At 27.4% G+C, this 18,325-nt stretch carries 17 protein-coding genes, 2 tRNA genes and 1 other RNA gene; 2 read left to right on the top strand and 18 right to left on the bottom strand.

All coding sequences use genetic code 11. The features are described from left to right. Positions 1-19: 19 nt before the first annotated feature. From recR to dnaX, 3 genes are all read right to left on the bottom strand, one after another. Positions 20-616 (bottom strand): recombination mediator RecR, encoded by a 597-nt coding sequence (gene recR / locus ARA19_RS16810; protein ID WP_055072058.1) that lies wholly within the window; start codon positions 614-616, stop codon positions 20-22. A 160-nt stretch (positions 617-776) separates the two neighbouring features. Next, positions 777-1,112 (bottom strand): YbaB/EbfC family nucleoid-associated protein, encoded by a 336-nt coding sequence (locus ARA19_RS16805; protein ID WP_055072057.1) that lies wholly within the window; start codon positions 1,110-1,112, stop codon positions 777-779. Positions 1,113-1,206: 94 nt separating this feature from the next. Further along, positions 1,207-2,817 (bottom strand): DNA polymerase III subunit gamma/tau, encoded by a 1,611-nt coding sequence (dnaX, locus tag ARA19_RS16800; RefSeq protein WP_055072056.1) that lies wholly within the window; start codon positions 2,815-2,817, stop codon positions 1,207-1,209. A 292-nt stretch (positions 2,818-3,109) separates the two neighbouring features. Between dnaX and ARA19_RS16795 the strand changes: the two genes are divergently transcribed. Continuing rightward, positions 3,110-3,592, top strand: a complete 483-nt coding sequence (locus ARA19_RS16795) for a dihydrofolate reductase (RefSeq protein WP_055072055.1) — start codon at positions 3,110-3,112, stop codon at positions 3,590-3,592. Between the two features lie 48 nt (positions 3,593-3,640). On the opposite strand, the gene ffs is transcribed toward ARA19_RS16795, so the two are convergent. From ffs to ARA19_RS16740, 12 genes are all read right to left on the bottom strand, one after another. Next, positions 3,641-3,903, bottom strand: an RNA gene (ffs, locus tag ARA19_RS17240) — signal recognition particle sRNA large type. A gap of 3 nt (positions 3,904-3,906) precedes the next feature. Then, a tRNA-Ser gene (locus ARA19_RS16790) sits at positions 3,907-3,996 on the bottom strand. Positions 3,997-4,506: 510 nt separating this feature from the next. Beyond that, positions 4,507-5,235 carry a LytR/AlgR family response regulator transcription factor gene (locus tag ARA19_RS16785; RefSeq protein ID WP_055072054.1) on the bottom strand — a complete coding sequence of 243 codons (729 nt, stop codon included), beginning with the start codon at positions 5,233-5,235 and terminating at the stop codon, positions 4,507-4,509. A gap of 275 nt (positions 5,236-5,510) precedes the next feature. Further along, positions 5,511-6,518, bottom strand: a complete 1,008-nt coding sequence (locus ARA19_RS16780) for a YeiH family protein (RefSeq protein ID WP_055072053.1) — start codon at positions 6,516-6,518, stop codon at positions 5,511-5,513. 225 nt (positions 6,519-6,743) lie between these two features. Continuing rightward, complete coding sequence (locus tag ARA19_RS16775; protein ID WP_055072052.1) at positions 6,744-7,460, bottom strand: TIGR03943 family putative permease subunit; 717 nt, start codon at positions 7,458-7,460, stop codon at positions 6,744-6,746. Positions 7,461-7,476: 16 nt separating this feature from the next. Beyond that, on the bottom strand, positions 7,477-8,373 hold the full coding sequence (locus tag ARA19_RS16770; RefSeq protein WP_055072051.1) for a permease: 897 nt from the start codon (positions 8,371-8,373) through the stop codon (positions 7,477-7,479). A gap of 23 nt (positions 8,374-8,396) precedes the next feature. After that, the gene (locus ARA19_RS16765; protein WP_055072050.1) at positions 8,397-8,981 is read right to left on the bottom strand and encodes a GTP-binding protein; all 585 of its coding nucleotides are present in this window, start codon (positions 8,979-8,981) and stop codon (positions 8,397-8,399) included. A 2-nt stretch (positions 8,982-8,983) separates the two neighbouring features. Then, positions 8,984-9,928 (bottom strand): CobW family GTP-binding protein, encoded by a 945-nt coding sequence (locus ARA19_RS16760; protein WP_055072049.1) that lies wholly within the window; start codon positions 9,926-9,928, stop codon positions 8,984-8,986. A gap of 170 nt (positions 9,929-10,098) precedes the next feature. Continuing rightward, a complete protein-coding gene (locus tag ARA19_RS16755; protein ID WP_055072048.1) occupies positions 10,099-11,145 on the bottom strand; it encodes a TDT family transporter in 1,047 nt (348 codons plus the stop codon). Between the two features lie 201 nt (positions 11,146-11,346). Then, entirely contained in the window at positions 11,347-11,784 is a 438-nt protein-coding gene (gene tadA, locus ARA19_RS16750) for a tRNA adenosine(34) deaminase TadA (RefSeq protein WP_055072047.1), read from the bottom strand. Between the two features lie 34 nt (positions 11,785-11,818). Further along, positions 11,819-13,093, bottom strand: coding sequence for an HlyC/CorC family transporter (locus ARA19_RS16745; RefSeq protein WP_055072046.1), 1,275 nt, complete (start codon positions 13,091-13,093; stop codon positions 11,819-11,821). Positions 13,094-13,390: 297 nt separating this feature from the next. Beyond that, positions 13,391-13,465 (bottom strand) — tRNA-Arg (locus ARA19_RS16740). A 196-nt stretch (positions 13,466-13,661) separates the two neighbouring features. Here ARA19_RS16740 and ARA19_RS16735 point away from each other — a divergent pair. Beyond that, positions 13,662-14,552, top strand: a complete 891-nt coding sequence (locus ARA19_RS16735; RefSeq protein ID WP_055072045.1) for a phosphatidylserine decarboxylase — start codon at positions 13,662-13,664, stop codon at positions 14,550-14,552. A 21-nt stretch (positions 14,553-14,573) separates the two neighbouring features. Here ARA19_RS16735 and ARA19_RS16730 read toward each other — a convergent pair whose 3' ends face one another. The 3 genes from ARA19_RS16730 to ARA19_RS16720 all read right to left on the bottom strand — a co-directional run bounded on the left by ARA19_RS16730 (position 14,574) and on the right by ARA19_RS16720 (position 18,103). After that, positions 14,574-15,713, bottom strand: coding sequence for a Card1-like endonuclease domain-containing protein (locus tag ARA19_RS16730; RefSeq protein ID WP_055072044.1), 1,140 nt, complete (start codon positions 15,711-15,713; stop codon positions 14,574-14,576). Positions 15,714-15,773: 60 nt separating this feature from the next. Continuing rightward, on the bottom strand, positions 15,774-16,766 hold the full coding sequence (locus ARA19_RS16725; protein ID WP_055072043.1) for a 4Fe-4S dicluster domain-containing protein: 993 nt from the start codon (positions 16,764-16,766) through the stop codon (positions 15,774-15,776). 311 nt (positions 16,767-17,077) lie between these two features. Further along, complete coding sequence (locus ARA19_RS16720; RefSeq protein ID WP_055072042.1) at positions 17,078-18,103, bottom strand: HoxN/HupN/NixA family nickel/cobalt transporter; 1,026 nt, start codon at positions 18,101-18,103, stop codon at positions 17,078-17,080. Positions 18,104-18,325: the final 222 nt, after the last annotated feature.

Here is an 18,325-nt window from a genome sequence, read left to right as displayed (position 1 = left end):
ATGTATTTATATCTAATACTTAAAGTTCCTTTCTTCCCTCTAAAGCTTTAGATAAAGTTACTTCATCAGCATACTCTAAATCGCCTCCTACAGGAATTCCTGCTGCTATTCTAGTAACCTTTATATCTAATGGTTTTAAAACCTTTGAAATATACATAGCAGTAGCTTCACCTTCTATATTAGGATTTGTTGCTAAAATAACTTCTTTTATATCAGCACTCATTCTAGATACAAGTTCCCTAATTCTTATATCTTGAGGACCTCTTCCTTGCATTGGTGATATATTTCCATGAAGTACATGATAAACACCATTAAATTCTTTAACTCTCTCCATAGTCATTATATCTTTAGGTTGTTCAACAACACAAATTATCTCTTTATCTCTATTTGGATTAGAACAAATTGAGCAAGGATCTGAATCTGTAAAGTTTCCACAAACTGAACAATATCTTATTGTTCCTCTTGCTTCCTTTAAAGCATCAGCAAAGGCTTCAACTTCTTCTTTTGGTAAGTTAAGAACATGTAAAGTTAATCTTTGAGCAGTTTTTTTACCTATACTAGGTAGCTTTGCAAACTCTTCTATTAGTTTTTCTATTGCAACTGGATAAAAATCCATTAAATCCCCTCCTTTATTTAAAATTTTAGGCATACAGCTTATTCTGTATGCCCAAAAATTATCTTATAGTCTACCAAACGATTATTCTTCTACTCTAAATAAAGTATGAATCTTAGTATACTATTAATTTAGTTCTATTCTATAATTTTTATTTAAAAATCTAGAAAAGTCCTGGTATATTTAATCCACCAGTTAATTTACCCATTTTTTCTGCTGTTTCCTCATCAGCACTCTTCATAGCACTGTTTATAGCTGTTAAAATTAAGTCTTCTAACATCTCTACATCATCAGGATCTACAGCTTCTGGTTTTATATTTAAACTTAATAATTCTTTCTTACCATTAACTTTAGCAGTTACAACTCCACCCGCTGATCCCTCAAATTCTTTACTTTCAAGTTCCTCTTGTGCTTGTTGCATTTGTCTTTGCATTTGTTGTGCTTGTTTCATTAAGTTTTGCATATTTCCCATTCCACCTGGGAATCCACCTCTTGCCATGGTCAAATCCTCCTCTATAATTTTTTCATACAACTATTATATAGTATTTTCTTCTTTAATACCAATATACAATGAATAATTATTTAAATTCTAATTAATCATCTATAACTTCTAATGCATCACCCATAATTTCTCTTAGGGCTTCTTCAGGATCTACTTCTGATCCTCCTTCATTTTGAACTCTATAAATAACTTGAACTCTCTTTCCTAATATCTCAGAAAAAGTATCGTTTATTATTTTTGATGTAGCATTTTGTTCTAATCTAATCTTATTTCCTGAATACTGTTCACTAAATTCAACTTCTATGACGCCATTACTACATCCTATTACTTTTCCAGGAACAAGTGATAAATAAACAACCATTGCTCTTCTTCCCTTTAATGTTTCTAACAAATCCTTCCATGCCCTTTTTGCATCTTCTATAGTAACAGAACTATCTAAAGATCCATCAACACTCACTGGTTTACTTTGTTTCATAGGCTGACTTTTAGGGGCTACTACTCTCTTATTATTATCTACAGTAGGCTCTTTATTAGGATTAACTTTTATATTTCCACTTTTTATAGTTTCCTCTAATTTGTTCAATCTTGCTAATAACACCTCTTTTGATGTATCATATTCTATTTTACACATTTTTATAATAGATAACTCTAAGTATAGTCTTCCTTGTTTACTAGACTTAGAACTTTCTTCACCTTCTTGAAGAATTCTAATAGCTCTTATTATTTCTTCTCCTCTAATCCTTTGACCTTGGTCCTTCAATCTAAGGATGTTTTCCTTTGCCATGTCTAGAACTTCATCTGGATTTTGAGTAACTTTAATCATTAGAAGATTTCTATAGTGATTTATTAAATCCTTAATGAACAAACCTAAATCCTTACCTGCTAAGACTATTTCCTCCACAGTTTCCATAGCCTTTTCTATATTTCTTTCTATAATAGCATCTGTTAAATCAAAAAGATATTCATTAGTTACTAAACCAAGCATTGATACAACTTCATCATAATCAACCTTGTTATCTCCCATAGAAATTGCTTGATCTAAAATACTTAGAGCATCTCTCATTGCTCCATCTGAAACCCTAGCTATTAAATCTAAACTTTTATCGTCAGCAAATACACCCTTTTCAGTTACAATTCTTCTTAGTCTTTCTATAACCTTTTCCTTTGAAATTCTCTTAAAGTCAAATCTTTGACATCTTGATAATATAGTTATTGGAAGCTTTTGTGGATCTGTTGTTGCAAGTATAAAGACTACATTACTTGGAGGTTCTTCCAATGTCTTCAAAAATGCATTTACAGCTCCAATAGAAAGCATATGTACCTCATCCATTATGTAAACCTTTGTCTTTGCTTCCTGTGGTGGATATTGAACATCATCTATTATCTCTCTAATTTTATCTACACCATTATTTGATGCTGCATCTAATTCTGTTACATCTATGGCTAATCCTTCATTTATCTTTTTGCACATTTCACATTCATTGCAAGGCTCTCCATCTTGTAAATCTAAACAATTTAAAGCCTTTGCCATTACTTTAGCTGTTGATGTCTTTCCTGTTCCTCTCGTTCCACAAAAAAGATAAGCATGTGCTGCCTTATTATTTAATATTTGATTTTTTAATGTTGTTGTTATATGTTCTTGCCCTACTAAATCTTCAAAAGTAGCAGGTCTCCATTCTCTATATAAAGCTTTATAAGCCAAATTTTTCACCCTCTCAAATCAATAAAAATTATATTCAAAGTCATATTTATAATTTTAACATAAGTTTTCATTCATAGCATTGCTATTATTTCTCAAAAGCTATACTAATAATACTTAAGTAATAACTAATCTAAACTTCTTAATTTTACTGTTTAGATTTATAAAAAATTAACTCTTCACAATAATCTAATCTTAACTTCATAGTAAATCTACATAAAGTGAGATAATTATATTATAATTATTACTAAATATTTAAACTTAATTCAAATAATAGAACAAAGGAGAGCTATAGATGTTTTCACTAATAGTTGCACACAGCAAAAATAAAGTAATTGGACTTAACAATAAAATCCCTTGGTATCTACCATCAGATCTTAAAAGATTTAAGGAATTAACTACTGGTAAAACTATAGTAATGGGGAGAAAAACCTTTCAGTCACTTCCTGGTCTATTACCAAAGAGAAAACACATTATTTTAAGTAGAAATGAATCTTTTGCTAATAACAATCCAGAGATTACTGTACTCAAAGACATAAATGAATTTATAAAGAATAACAAAGATTCAAATGAAGAAATTTTCATTATTGGCGGAAGTGAGATATATAAAATTTTCTACCCTTATGCAAAAAAATTATATATAACCGAAGTAAATTTAGAAACAGCTGGTGATGCCTTTTTCATGGAAATAGACAAAAATCTATGGAATTTAGACTTTCAAAGCCCTACTCAATTTGAAAATTCAATAGAATTTATTTATAAAAACTATTCCAAATAAAAAAAATCTTTAGATAAAATCTAAAGATATAATTTCTAAATAATAAAACCGTGCGCCTACTCTGACAATAATCTATGAGCGTTACCTAAGTGTTAGCTCAAACCAGATTTTACCACGGCACATGAAAGTGACTACTTATGGCTGCTTCCTTCCAGACCTGACCAGGTTCATAGGCTTCCATTGCGTGGGACCCGATTCTCAACACCACGTTCTTAGGGCAGACCTCACAGAATTAAGGCCTCGATAGGTGTTCGATCCTGCTATAGCGGATTGCAGGTTACAGGGCACCGCTAACTCCCCATCTAGCACGGCATTGGCGGAGAGAAGGGGATTTGAACCCCTGATAGAGTTGCCCCTATACACGCTTTCCAGGCGTGCTCCTTCGACCACTCGGACATCTCTCCAAATTTAGTTTATTTAAATTGTTACTTTTTAATTCTAACATAGCTATTATGTACTGTCAATGAAGTATTATTTTCAAATCTTTATGAATTTGTCCCAAATTAACCGTGGAATATTTTGTATAACTTTCTAAATTCCCATATAAATACACTAATACTAACATAAAATTATATTTAATCCTTAAATTTCAATCATAAAGTAATTGAATTTTGTCATTTATAAAATTATTATCTAATTAATCACTGTTTTTTTACCTTTTAGGATTCTTTTATGCAAAAGCATTTTTTTATATGGTATTATTATATCGTTGATAATTCAACATTTGGTGTTTTTAATCTTAAATTAGTTGAATTGTTTATGCAAGCAATTAATATGATGAATATTTCCTTATTTTAAGCTAATAGCTTAAAAGTTCAATCTAATTTTAAGATAAAATTCAACCTCAAATTTTTACTACACTACAATCATAGCTAAGCCTCCTATGAATCTAATTCATATGAAGGCTTTTTTTATTATATATTCTGTACAAGCTCATTAAGTGCACGTTTTGATACAAGACACTTTTCTCCATTACTCATAGTAACTACCTTTTCTTTAATGTCAAGCTCCCGCACTTTAGATGTATTTATTAGATAAGATTTATGACACCTAAAGAACCCTTTTCCTAAACCATTTTCTATATGTTTTAATCTTCCCATAAATTCTATATTTTCTTCTTCCGTGTGTAACACTAATTTATGGGGTGATGTAGCCGTTTCAAAGTATATTATTTCATCTTTACTTAAACTTAAAACCCTGTCTCCTAACCGTATTTTAAAATTCCGACTATCACTCTTGTCTAAGATTAATTTTCTATTTGCTCTAACCAAACATGCCTCTAACCTGTCTTTTATATCACTTAATTTATCTAATATTATATAATCTAAAGCTTCGACTTTATAAAGATATGCTAAGTAACTCATCTCTATATGTGGTGTTACAAAAACTATAACTCCTAGTTCATCATATTCTCTTATTTTTGACCCTAATGATATTCCATTCATATCCGAATCAAAAGAGACGCCTAAAAAATACACTGCTGGACTTGTATTCTCCTTAACTTTTCTTAATATTTCTCTAGGGTCATCACTTATTACAGTAATCTCCATCTGAAAATTTTCAATCAAGATTATATTCTCTAATATTTTCTTTAACTCTTCTCTTTCTTCCCTTGCTTGGTGGCAAATAAGGATTTCTAGCATAAATACTCCCCCATGCAAAAAAATTTGTTGAAGCAATTTTTTCTAATTTCTTTAACAAACTATGAATTATCATTTTTAAATATTTTATCATATACTCTAAGTTTTTACAATTACTCTCACTACATTCAATAATTCTCTATTTTTTCAATAGTTTTATAAAAAAAAATTATAAATAAATGATTTCCTTCTTAGTTTTTGTATATTTTTTGCATTAATTTCATTAAAGATTTGAAATTTGAAAGTATTTAAAATGGAAATTCCCCACTAAAACCCCATTAAAATAATAAATAAATTAGCCCTGTAGCTATAATAATTTGACTTATTGCAATTAAACCTGCATAAATTATTGACTTCTTTCCTTGCTCCATTAAATCCTTAAATTTTACATTCATACCTATAGCTGCTAAAGCTATAACTTCAAAATATTCTCCAACTTTATGTACTTCTGTATTAACAGTATTTGGTATTATTCCCAAACTACATATAATAGCTAGTATAAAAAATACTATTATGTACCAAGGTATTTTTACCTTCATCTTTTCTTCTTTTATATCACAAGTTTCACCATTTTTTCGTTCATCTCGTTCAGCCATTTTTCCTAAAACTATTACTACAACAGTTAAAAATATTATTCTTATTATTTTAAAAATAGTAGACATGTTAGAAATTTGAGGACTTATAAGTGCCCCTGAAGCAACAACCTGTCCAACTGATTGTAATATTCCTCCTATCATTGCAGAAGTTTTTAGCTCTGAATGATTATATAGTCCTAAGGTTATAAGTGGTAAGATAAACATAAGAATAGTTCCTATTAAATTTACCATTGCGATTGATATAGATTTATCTTTTTTATCAGCATTTATAACTTCATCTGTTGCTCCTATAGCTGAAGACCCACAGACTGCATTTCCTGCACACATTAATAGAACAAACTTTTCTTTAAATCCTAATTTTTTTCCTATAAAATAAACAACTATTATTGTTAAAGTCATTTGAAGTATTATAAATAAAAATCCATTCCATCCCACTGATAAGACTTTATTTATATTTAATATTACTCCAAGAAGAGCTATTGCCCAAGATAAGAAAAACTTTTCTGAAAATTTTATTCCCTTAGAATATTTTCCATCCCTTATTAAGGTATTTCCTACAATAATCCCTATAATAATTGCAAATGTTGCTGCACCTACTTCTGGCACAAAGATATTTATAATCTTACTTATTACTGATATTATCAAACATACAATTATTCCTGGAATTATTGAATTTATCTTTTGTTTCATAAATTCACCTCTGAATTAGTAACTGTACTAAATATTTGATTCCCCATTACTTATTTAAGGGCTGTAATAATAAACTTAAAATTACAGCCCTTTATCTTTATATTAACTAAAATCATAGCTAAACATTTAAATTAAAATTAAGTTTTAGATGTTCGCTCATCTATTATAATACCCATCAAAACTAAATTAGTAAAATACTGTTTACTCTATAAATATAATAGGTATTTAGTTATTAAAATTTTCTAATTGATTTATATATATAACAGGAATTTTTTCACCTTTATATTCTGTAACATTTAAGGTTCCCTTAACTCTCACATAATCACCTGTTTTAAACTCAGAATTTATGCTTCCTACACAAGTTATACCTAAAAATTTTGAATCTGCCATACAACAATTCATATCTACCTGAGTAATAAAAAAGTCTCCTACCTCAACTTTTTCATTATATAATAATCCCTCAACTGTAATAGGCATAGTTTTATAATCTTCTGTATTTTCTAAAATTGCCTCCACAGAACTATGAAAATTTTCTTTATTTATTAAAATATTATCCCTTTCAAAACTTAATTTATGATTATGGTTTTTATTATGATTATGGTTTTTATTATGATTATGACCTTTATGTTCTATAACTACCCCTTTCATTATTAAGGAATTTCGTAAAATATCTGTATTAGATACAATTACCAATGCAGCTATAAGTAAAATAAAAAATATATATCCCTTTTTTATTCCTCCTCTTGATGGAACAGTAAATATATCTTTTATTTCTATTAGAAAAATAAGAGTTAAAAATATTAAGGTTAATACAACATATATTTTCATACTGCCCACTATTAAGGAAAATAATTTATCTGAAATTAGTAAAAACCCTATTGACCCTATTAGTATCCCTAATAATATAACCCATATAAATTGATTTAAATTAAATCTTCTCACAACTTGTCCCCCTGCCTTACAGAATAAGTACACAACTAATGAATATTAATGCAGTTACAACAAATGTCAATTTTAACACAAAGGATTTTTTATAAGATGCTAATAACATTGTTATATTTTTCAAATCTATCATTGGACCTATTAATAAAAAACCTAAAATACTTCCAGTGCTAAAAGTGCCTAAAAAGCTTCTTGCCACAAAAGCATCTGCTTCAGAACATAAGGATAAAAGAAAAGATGCTAACATTAAGAAAACAATTCCTATAATAGGGTTAAATCCAATTGATTGTGAAATATATTCTGTTAGGCTCATTTGAAATACCGTAGCTAAGAAAGAACCACCTATGAAAAACTTCCCTATCTCATAAAATTCTACTGAACTCATCTTAAGTAAAGTTATTAATGTGTTTTTATTAGCTTTTTTTATCTCCTCACATCCACAATTACATTTATAATAATTTGTATCATAATTATCCTTTAAAATATTCTCACCTTCTGAAAAGACATTCATTATTAATCCAGCTATTATTGCTATAAGTACTCCTAAAATAACTCTTAATAAAACAAACTTTAAATTACCATCAAAAGCATAATATGTTGACATTATTACAATAGGATTTACTATAGGTGCTGCTAACATATAAGTTATAGCTATGTTTATAGAAACCCCTTTTTTCATTAAACTCCTTGTTATAGGAACTGTTACACACTCACATATTGGAAAAAATACTCCCAAAAAAGCTGCTATTATAGATCCTAAAACCTTATTCCTTGGCATTATTCTACTAATAAATTCCTCCGTTAAAAATAGTTGCATTACAGAGGAAAGCACTGCCCCTAAAACTATGAAGGGCAATGCCTCTAGTACCATACTAGAAAATATTATAGAAAATTTAATTATAATTGACTCCATATAAATTCCCTACTCTCTAAACCTTAACTAATTATTCTAACCTTCTGTATCTTTTCTTCTAAATCTCTCTTTTCTCTAGCTGCTACTATATGTGCATGATTATTCATACCTTCCAAAAGCTTTATATACTTCTCTTCTGACTCTTTCGTTATAGCATTGCAATAATTCAAAATTACAAGGTCACTAGCTTCAATTGTAGGAATTATTAAATGAGGTAAATTTTTTAGAAAAGAATTTAAAGTCCCTGAATTAACAATTGTTACTATTCCTGTTACCTTAAAATAAGCTCTTAATTTTATATTGTTAAATAAATTTAATATTTTATTTATATCAGAAATTCCATTGCTCTCTATTACTAACCTAGATGGTTTATAAAACTTTATGATTCTTATTAATCTTTCTACTGTTAACTCATCATTTGATTTAAACTTTTTTATACTTACATTAAATTTATTTTCAATATCTAAAGCAATACCCTCTTTTCCACATTCGCACTGTATAACTACAACTTCTTCTCTCTTAACTGTTTTCCTTAAAAATCCATTCAAAAAAGTAGTCTTGCCAGATGAAAGAAATCCATTTATAATTTCCACCGAACATTTTCTCATAACTATTTCCTTCTTTCTTTTAAAAACAATTCCCTTAAATTATTTTTATTAAGATTTTTTCCTATAACACAAATCCTTCCTGTATAATCACTTTTAAAATCTTTTATATCAACATTCTTGGGAACATAATCAAACTGAATCCATTTTCCATCTTCTATAGAAACTATGCCCTTTGCTCTAAGAACTTCACCATATATTTCTTTTTTATCTAAGTTTTTTAACAGATTATTTAATTTATATCTATTAAAGCTTTTTGTAGTTTCTATACCTATGTTTTCAAAAATCTTATGAGCTGAATTATTATTTTTTATACTGACTTTTCCTTTGAACATCTGCATCTCATAAGTTAAATTTTCCTTTGACATCTTAGCAACTTCCATTATTCTTTTAGCTGTCATTTTATCTAAAGAAGTTGTTATTATTTTTAAAGTAGGTTTTATATTTTTTATACTACTACATATGTCATCAACTTCTTCAGCCTTTAAAGACTCTGTTCTATTTAATATAATTAACTCTGCTGACTCTAACTGATTTTTATAAAATTCTCCAAAGTTATCTAAATAATATTTATAGTTATTTGCATCTACTAAAGTTATTTTCATATTTATATCTATATTCTTTAGATTAGAACTTTTTATAGATGAAATTACTTCTGAAAATTTAGCAACTCCTGATGGTTCAATAATTATTCTCTCTGGTTTATACTTTTCTACAACTTCTTTTATACTATCTTTAAAGTCACCCTTTATACTGCAACAAATACACCCTGATGTTATTTCTTTAACTTCAATATCACCACTACTTAATATAGTTCCATCAATAGCAACCTCACCATATTCATTTTCTATAATTGCAATTTTTTCTTTATACAATTCTTCATCTATGAGCTTTTGAATAAGAGTAGTTTTTCCTGCTCCTAGGAAACCAGATATAATATCTATTTTCATCTAATCGCTCCTTATAATTTCTCCTTTAAATTTTATTCTTCCTTAATTATTTTTATTACAAAAAAGATGAAGTCCTCTGCAAGACTTCATCTTCTACTTATATAGACACTAAATTTAATTTTACATTTAATATTTATTATATTTTTTTACTCTTTATACCTCTTTATATACTAAGCATGTATTTTTTCTTCTTTTATTTTTTCATTTAATGTTGTTTCTTCTATTATAGTTTCTTTTATCGCTTTAGCTTCTATTTCTAATTTCTTCTCTATAGCTGGATTTATAGCATTTACAAACATTTTTAAGAAATTATATAAAACTGTAAAGATTACATAAGTTGCAATAAATATTTCTACATTTCCAAGGAAAGTAAATACATTACTTAAAACTCTATGACCTTGCCCATTGAAATAAACTCCTAATTTAAAAGCAGCTAATGTTGCTATTGCTAAAGGGAATGTAAATGATGCATGTGATGGTTTAAATCCATCTTTAAATAACTTAATAATGTAAAAATAAACTACAGGTAATAACATTAATCCAGTTACAATTAACCACCATAACATATACTTATTTGGATTAGAACTCATTGTTAACATTCCAACTACCCCAAGAGGTGCTGGTGAACAAATTATTCCTACTGTTGGTAACTTATGATCTTCCATTTTTTCGCTTCTAAATACTATAAATAATACTAAAGGTAATAATGCAGTATAAAATACAAATCCGAATAGTAACATGAAATGTGCTATAGGTTCAACTCCTGCTATATTCTTACTTACAACAGTTCCTGTAATCATTCCTGTATATACTATAAACATAGTAGGAACTAAATTCTTAAAGTTTCTTTCTTTAATTCTAAAAACAGTATATAAAATTACTATTCCATAATGCCAAATCACTGCCCCTAACCATAATGCTGTACAGAATTTTGGAAACATTGGATAAAAATAAGCTGATACCAACCATGTTACCATTCCTATAGTAGGATAAAATGTTCCTGTAACAGGATGTTTCACTTCTTCAATTACTGTTTTAGGAAACTTTATAAATCTTATAACCATTAATGTAAGCATCCCCACAGCTAATATTATTGATATAGGCTTTAAATAATCTACTCCTTTTAAAAGCCAGCAATTACTTAATGTTATAAAAGATAGACAAGTTCCACTTATTCCAATTGGATACCTTTCTAACTTTTCTAAATACTTATTCATTAGCTTCTCTTCCTTTCTCTTTTGTTCAATCTATATAAAACTCTTATTTAAAACTAATTTTTTAATAACTTTTACATCTTTATTATAAAAACTTATCATATATAAGTAAAATACTATTATTATTTTATAATAATAATTATTTACCTATATATAAATATAAAAATAAAGCTTGTATCAATATAAATTAATACAAGCTCTACTTTATCTTCTTCTATATTTGAAAAAACTGCTAAGTAAATTACTACAGTCCTCATTATATTCCCACTTCAAATCTAAAAAAAAGTTAAGATTGTCATTTTGTACTATATTAAGTACTGAGCCACAAGCTCCTGTTTTCTCATCAAAAGTTCCTATATGTAATTTAGATATTCTACTCTGTAATATTGCCCCCGCACACATAGGACAAGGCTCTAAGGTTACATACATTTCACAGCCACTTAATCTCCAATTCTTTAGAACTTTAGTAGCTTTTTGTATTGCTAAAATTTCAGCATGTGCTGTTGGGTCATTTAATGTTTCTTTTAAATTATGAGCTTTGCTTATAATTTTATTATCTTTAATTATAATAGCACCAACAGGGACTTCTCCAAGCTTCATAGCTCTTTTCGCCTCCTCTAATGCTATATCCATATAGCCCATATTTTAAGTTCTCCTTAAATCACAAAAAAAACAATTATTCCTCATCTTTAGCCACCTTAGAATTAAGAACAAAAATTCTAACTTTCATTATTCTCTTCTTCTCTATTTCTTCAACCTTAAACTTAAGATTTTCATACTCTATTTCTTCGCCTTCTTCTGGTAATCTATCTAAAAGACCTATAATAAATCCACCAACTGAGTCAAACTCATCTGAAGCTATTTCAACATCTTCAATTATATCACTTAAATCTTCTAATCTTGTGCTTCCATCAACTTCATATTCGTTTTCTTTAACTTCTTTGACCTCATCTTCGACTTCATCATATTCGTCTTCTATTTCTCCCACTATCTCTTCGATTAAGTCTTCTATAGTAACCATACCAACAGTTCCACCATACTCATCTAAAACAACAGATATATGGTTTCTTGTATTTTTCATTTCTTCAAAAAGATCTGAAATGTTTTTAAATTCAAAAGTATAATAAGGCTTTCTCATATGCTTTCTTACATCGAAATCTTTTTTACTTTCGTCATCTAGAAGTATTAAATCCTTTATGAATAAAATACCTACTATATCATCAATAGTTTCTTCATATATAGGAATTCTTGAAAATTGATATTCTTTTATACCAGCTAAAAGTTCCTCATATGTTACATCAACACTCTCAGCTATTATATCAACTCTTTGAACCATTATATCTTTAACTTGATGATCTCCAAATTCAAAAACATTGAATATCATTTCCTTTTCTTCCTCTTCAATGACACCTTCTTCTCCACCAACATCAACAAGGGTTTTTAGCTCTTCCTGAGTAATGAAGGCTTCTGCTTTGCTAGGGTCTCCTCCTAATATTCTTATAAAGAAAGATGCTATCTTGTTAAATAACCATACAATAGGCTTTAATAAATACACTGTGAAAATAACAGGTTTTATAACAACCTGTGAAACACCTTCTGAATATTGTTTCGCCAATGATTTTGGAGTTATTTCACTAAATATAAGTATTACAACTGTCATTATCCCAGTTGCTATGGCAACCCATGCTCCACCGAATCTATATGCAACAGTTGTTGCTAAAGATGATGCCGCTATATTTATAACATTATTTGCAACTAAAATTGTAGCTAATAATTCATGTGGGTCCTCCGTCCAATTATAAACAAGTTGCGCTTTTTTTACACCTTCCTCTGATAAATGTTTCATTCTTATTCTGTTTACAGACATCAATGCGGTTTCTGAAGCTGAATAAAATCCTGAAAGAAATACCATTATTATAAGAATTATTACCTGCCCCGTAAAAGGATCCAAAAATATCACTCTCCTAAAAAAAAATTTTATATCTATTATAACACAATAAAATATTTTTTTCGTAATTCCTTCTAAAAAAAAAATATTAAAATTGAGTTTTAATTTTCAATTGATTTAATTTTTCGTTTACTTATTAAATATTTTTTAAAAATTTGACCTTCTTGATACATTATATCTATTAATTATTAAATATGATATATATTATTTACATATTTTGTAATATTAATTTATAATAAAATTTAGAGACTTAGAATAAAATTTAGATAAAAAAATAAGCTCCATATAAAATATGAAGCTTGGTACCCCTAGTAGGAATCGAACCTGCATCTATCCCTTAGGAGGGGATTGTTCTATCCGTTGAACTATAGAGGCTTATGAAATTCTATTAAGGTTATACCTTCTTATTTAATTTTATATTTATTACTAATTAGTGTCAATAATATAATTGTATTTATATTGCTAAAAATTTTAAAACAATTATTTTATATATATTTTTATATTTTTAATTCTTACGTAATTTATTAATGGTAATATAATTACAATAAATAATTAAGGGGAGTTTTATTTAATGATTAAAATTTATAATAGAGAAACTAAAGATTATGATATAGAAAACGTTGCTGGACTAAATTATATTAATTGGTCTTATTGCTCACCAGTTGGTAAGGGAATGGTTGAGCTCTTTGTTAAGAAAAAAATGTTTTCTAGAGTTTACGGACTTTATTGTAGCAGTCGTCTAAGTAAAAAGAAAATTCCTAAATTTGTAGAACAATTTCATATTGATACAGAATTATGTGAAAAAGATCTACATGAATTCAGAAATTTTAATGACTTTTTTAGCAGAAAACTTATTGATTCCGCTAGACCTATAGATAAAAAAACTACCTCCCTAATTTCACCGGGAGATGGAAGGCTATTTGCCTTTGAAAACATCAATATGAATGCTTTAGTTCAAGTAAAAGGCTTTACTTATTCACTTAGAGAATTAATATCCAATGATGTTGTCGCAAATAAATATGAAGGTGGAACATGTCTTATCCTTAGACTTTGTCCAACTGATTACCATAGATTTCATTTCATTGATGATGGCATATGTGGACCTACAAAAAAAATAAAAGGCTCTTATTATTCTGTTAATCCTATAGCCTTAGAAAAAATACCTAAACTTTTTTGTAAAAATAAAAGAGAATGGTCTATATTTAATTCAAAAAATTTTGATGATGTTATTTTAATAGAAGTTGGAGCCACTTGCGTTGGAACAATAATTCAAAGTTACCAAAGTAATATTCCTGTAAAAAGAGGAGAAGAAAAAGGCTTTTTTAAATTTGGTGGTTCTACAACTATACTTTTCTTTAAAAAAGATACTGTAAAAATAGATAGTGATATAATTAAACAAACCAATAAAGGTTTTGAAACACAAGTTTCTATGGGTGAAAAAATAGGAATATCATTAAAATAAGCTGAGGTCTTAAACATCAGCTTATTTTAAAATTATTGATTTAAGTTCTTCTTTAAATCCTTCTATTGAACCATTAAATAAAACTATATTTATCCCCATTTCTTTTGCTCTTAATTCTACCACAGGTTTTGCTGGTACCATTGTAGCTACTAATATCTTTTTAACATTTTCCCCACCTAATTGATTAGCATATACATTTAATTCATTTAAAGCTCTTTCATCATATTTCTTTGAATCCTTGCAAGAAATACAAATTAATATAGAATCTTTTATTGCAACTACATCTAATTCATTTTTAACTCTACTTTGACTATCATTCCAAAGAAATAATAATCCACTTTTTATATCATCAATTTCTTTTATTTCTTCAATTATATTTTTTGTTAATACCTCTAACCAAGTACCACTTTTAAATATAAAACCTTTTATGAAGTCATTTAAAAAATATACCTTTATAAAATCATCAGAATTCTTATAAGCTATCATTTCTAAATTCTTTAAATAATTTAATGCCCTATAATAAAATTCCATTTTATCTTTACTTAAAATATTTTTATCTATTTTCATTATTTCCGGATTACATTCATCTCTTATAAAAACATCATTCATCTGTAGATCACTTTTTATTTCTTCCCAAATTTCAAGATGCTTTGCTATCCAATAAGTTATGCAAGTTATAGCTTCTCTATTATAAATTTCTGTTGAGTCTACTATTATTGAACCTCCAACGCTTTTTATAATATCATCTATATTTAAATCAACAAAACTATTTTTACTTATATTAATTTCCTTATCTGAAAAATCTATAATTAATTCCTTTTCTATATCAACATACTTACATTGAATATAATTTTTTAAAGCTAAACTATAAACCATTAAAAGAGCTACTTTTTTTCCCGAAGTAACGTTAAATATATTTTCATTAGCTTTATATTTCATTATAATATTTTCAATTTCCATAGGATTATTAATATTAATTTTTTCATAGCAAAACTCTATATTAGGGAATTTTTTTGTATAATATTCTTTAAACTTTGTAAGTCGATATGCTTCCTTGCTAGTCAAATAAAAAAATAATATTTTTTTAGGTTTATATTTTTCTGACAATAATATACTTGCTTCATTATGTCCATCAAATATACTCATTAAAAGGTCTATCATTTCATAAACACCTTCTTCTTTTATTATTAAAGTTAGTGTTGCCCAATACTATAACTTATATTATTTTTCTATTTCTTCTGAAAGTTCGTTTACTATATTTACCAGAGATATTCCTTCAGAACAATTATCAATGCATCTTCCACATCCAACACACATTGGCATTCCAAATTTATTTTTATACGTATAGAACTTAGAAAATATCTTATTTTTTATTTTTTCACTCTGTGATTTCATAAAATTATATCCACCCATCATGGCATCAAAACCTTCTGTATCATAAAAAACATGAATTTGTTCAGAACTTTTTCTATTTTTTTTTAATTCTATGGTAGCAAAACATGAACATACACTACAAACAAAATTACATTTTCCACAATCTATGCATTTTTCATTAAAATTTTCCCATAATTTAAGATTGTTAAGCTTTTCAAATTCCTTATCACTCTTTATATTTAAGTTTGGAACTTTAAATTTATTACTTTCAATAAATCTAATTTTATAATCAAATTCCTCACTGCCAATAAAATACTTAAAAAATTTATTGTCTTTAACTTCAAATAGAAGATTATTTTCGCTAAATTTAATAGCCATACTATAATTATTAGTTTTATTACTTCCCATTGATACACAAAAACAATTATCAAAACTTTTATCACACTCAATACATATAAACTTTACCTTTTTTCTCAAGTTTTTGTAAAATTCATCTTCTTCATTTTTAAAATATATATTATCTTGCCTTAATTGTGCATTAATATCACAAGCTCTTGCAAAAATAATAATATCTTTGTCATCCTCTAAATTATTTATTTTTAAATTTCCATCTTCATAATATATAGTTTTAGTTATTGTTAATATTATTTCTTTAATTGGATATTCAGATTTCTCTTTATAATTAATCTCACTAATAGAATTTATTTCATCGTAAGCAATAACTTCCTCCTCAAAAAAATCATTATATTTTATTACTTTTTTAGGACCATATATTTTATACTCTTTTTTTAGTTCATTAATTAAACTTTCACTATTTGAAATGCTTAATCTATGTCCCATTGTCACTCCTCCAGCTGTCAATTTTCATTAATTTCTTAAATAAAACTATGCTTATCTCAGACATAACCTTCGATTTATTTAAGGTTTATCCAATAAATTTTAAATCTATTTGATTTTATCTAAGAACGTAACATCATTAATTTTCCAATTATTAGTCGTTTAATAATTAATATCATTAAAATGATAATCCTTTTTTATTTTATTATCAATAAATAGTTATTATTCAATTTATACTTTTATATATAAAAAATGAAGATATTTAAGTTCTATATTGCTTAAATATCTTCATTATACTTTTAATTATTAAGATCTTAATTTGCCATCATATTTTTATCTTTTTCATCTAAATTAAATATTCTCCAACAAATTAAAGATACAATCCAAACTACTACAAATAATCCAACAAGACTATATCCCATCATACCAAAATCTAAGTTTTGTAACCAACCCCAAAATCCACTATTCCAATTTTCTTCCATAGCAAGAACTTGTCCAACTTCTATAATACTTATAACTCCCGCTGCTATTATAGAAATAGTAGTAATAGTGATATTATAATATACCTTCTTTAATGGTGAAGTAAGTACCCATTGATATGCTGTAGACATAAAGAAACCATCTAATGTATCCATAAGACACATACCTGCAGTAAATAGAACAGGAAAGGCTAATACTGCAATCCATGGTATTCCTTGAGCTGTTGCAGTGGCTGATGTTGCAAGAACAGCAATTTGTGTAGCTGTATCAAATCCAAGCCCAAATAGAAAACCTATAACATAAATATGCCAATTTCTATTAGCGATATTAAGTAAACGATTTATTGCGCGGTTTATTGCACTTGTTTCAGGTCTTTCAAGGCTTTCTTCAGTGTAAGTTCCATTTTTCATCATTTTAAAAGTTTGTACTGAATTTTTTAATATCATAAAGTTAGCTATAGCAAGAATAAATAGGAACACGGCTGAGATAATAGTACCGATAACTCCTCCAACAGCTTGAAATTGAGGTATTGCTTTCTTTGCCCAGTTAACGGCAAAAATTGTTGCTATTCCCATAAGCATAACTACTGTTGAATGACCTAATGAAAAGAAAAATCCAGCTCCTCTAGTTTTTCCTCCTTCTTGAACTAATTTACGAGTCATGTTATCGATACATGCTATATGATCACAGTCAAAAGCATGAGCAAGCCCAAAACTTAAAGATATTACTCCCATTCCTAGAAGAGTTGGAAATTTAAAAACTCCAGTTGAAAGTAATAGACCTCCACAAACAAACATAAAGATAATAAATGCACCATATCTTGTTGCATCTACCTTCCAGTTTCTGCTACTATTACGCATAAAAATAATCATTCCTTTCTTTTATTGCATACATTGTACACAAAATTATTAAATTAAAAATATATACTAGATATAAATTGGATATAATTTAGATACAATTTAGATACAATTTAGATACAATTTAGATACAAGTTAGTATAATTTAAAATAAAGTTTTTCACAAACCTTTCAAATAAAAAATCTACGAAAAAATCTACCTTCATCTTTTAAATTTAATAAATA

This window comes from Clostridium massiliamazoniense, assembly GCF_001403635.1.
Lineage (GTDB): Bacteria > Bacillota > Clostridia > Clostridiales > Clostridiaceae > Sarcina > Sarcina massiliamazoniense.
This window is presented reverse-complemented; position numbering and strand designations above follow the sequence as displayed.

Bases quoted from the DNA above. Each gene is read 5' to 3' on its own strand.
- recR (WP_055072058.1), bottom strand. From the start codon at position 616: ATGGATTTTTATCCAGTTGCAATAGAAAAACTAATAGAAGAGTTTGCA.
- ARA19_RS16805 (WP_055072057.1), bottom strand. From the start codon at position 1,112: ATGGCAAGAGGTGGATTCCCAGGTGGAATGGGAAATATGCAAAACTTA.
- ARA19_RS16795 (WP_055072055.1), top strand. From the start codon at position 3,110: ATGTTTTCACTAATAGTTGCACACAGCAAAAATAAAGTAATTGGACTT.
- ARA19_RS16785 (WP_055072054.1), bottom strand. From the start codon at position 5,235: ATGCTAGAAATCCTTATTTGCCACCAAGCAAGGGAAGAAAGAGAAGAG.
- ARA19_RS16780 (WP_055072053.1), bottom strand. From the start codon at position 6,518: ATGAAACAAAAGATAAATTCAATAATTCCAGGAATAATTGTATGTTTG.
- ARA19_RS16770 (WP_055072051.1), bottom strand. From the start codon at position 8,373: ATGGAGTCAATTATAATTAAATTTTCTATAATATTTTCTAGTATGGTA.
- ARA19_RS16765 (WP_055072050.1), bottom strand. From the start codon at position 8,981: ATGAGAAAATGTTCGGTGGAAATTATAAATGGATTTCTTTCATCTGGC.
- ARA19_RS16760 (WP_055072049.1), bottom strand. From the start codon at position 9,928: ATGAAAATAGATATTATATCTGGTTTCCTAGGAGCAGGAAAAACTACT.
- ARA19_RS16755 (WP_055072048.1), bottom strand. From the start codon at position 11,145: ATGAATAAGTATTTAGAAAAGTTAGAAAGGTATCCAATTGGAATAAGT.
- tadA (WP_055072047.1), bottom strand. From the start codon at position 11,784: ATGGGCTATATGGATATAGCATTAGAGGAGGCGAAAAGAGCTATGAAG.
- ARA19_RS16735 (WP_055072045.1), top strand. From the start codon at position 13,662: ATGATTAAAATTTATAATAGAGAAACTAAAGATTATGATATAGAAAAC.
- ARA19_RS16730 (WP_055072044.1), bottom strand. From the start codon at position 15,713: ATGATAGACCTTTTAATGAGTATATTTGATGGACATAATGAAGCAAGT.
- ARA19_RS16725 (WP_055072043.1), bottom strand. From the start codon at position 16,766: ATGGGACATAGATTAAGCATTTCAAATAGTGAAAGTTTAATTAATGAA.
- ARA19_RS16720 (WP_055072042.1), bottom strand. From the start codon at position 18,103: ATGCGTAATAGTAGCAGAAACTGGAAGGTAGATGCAACAAGATATGGT.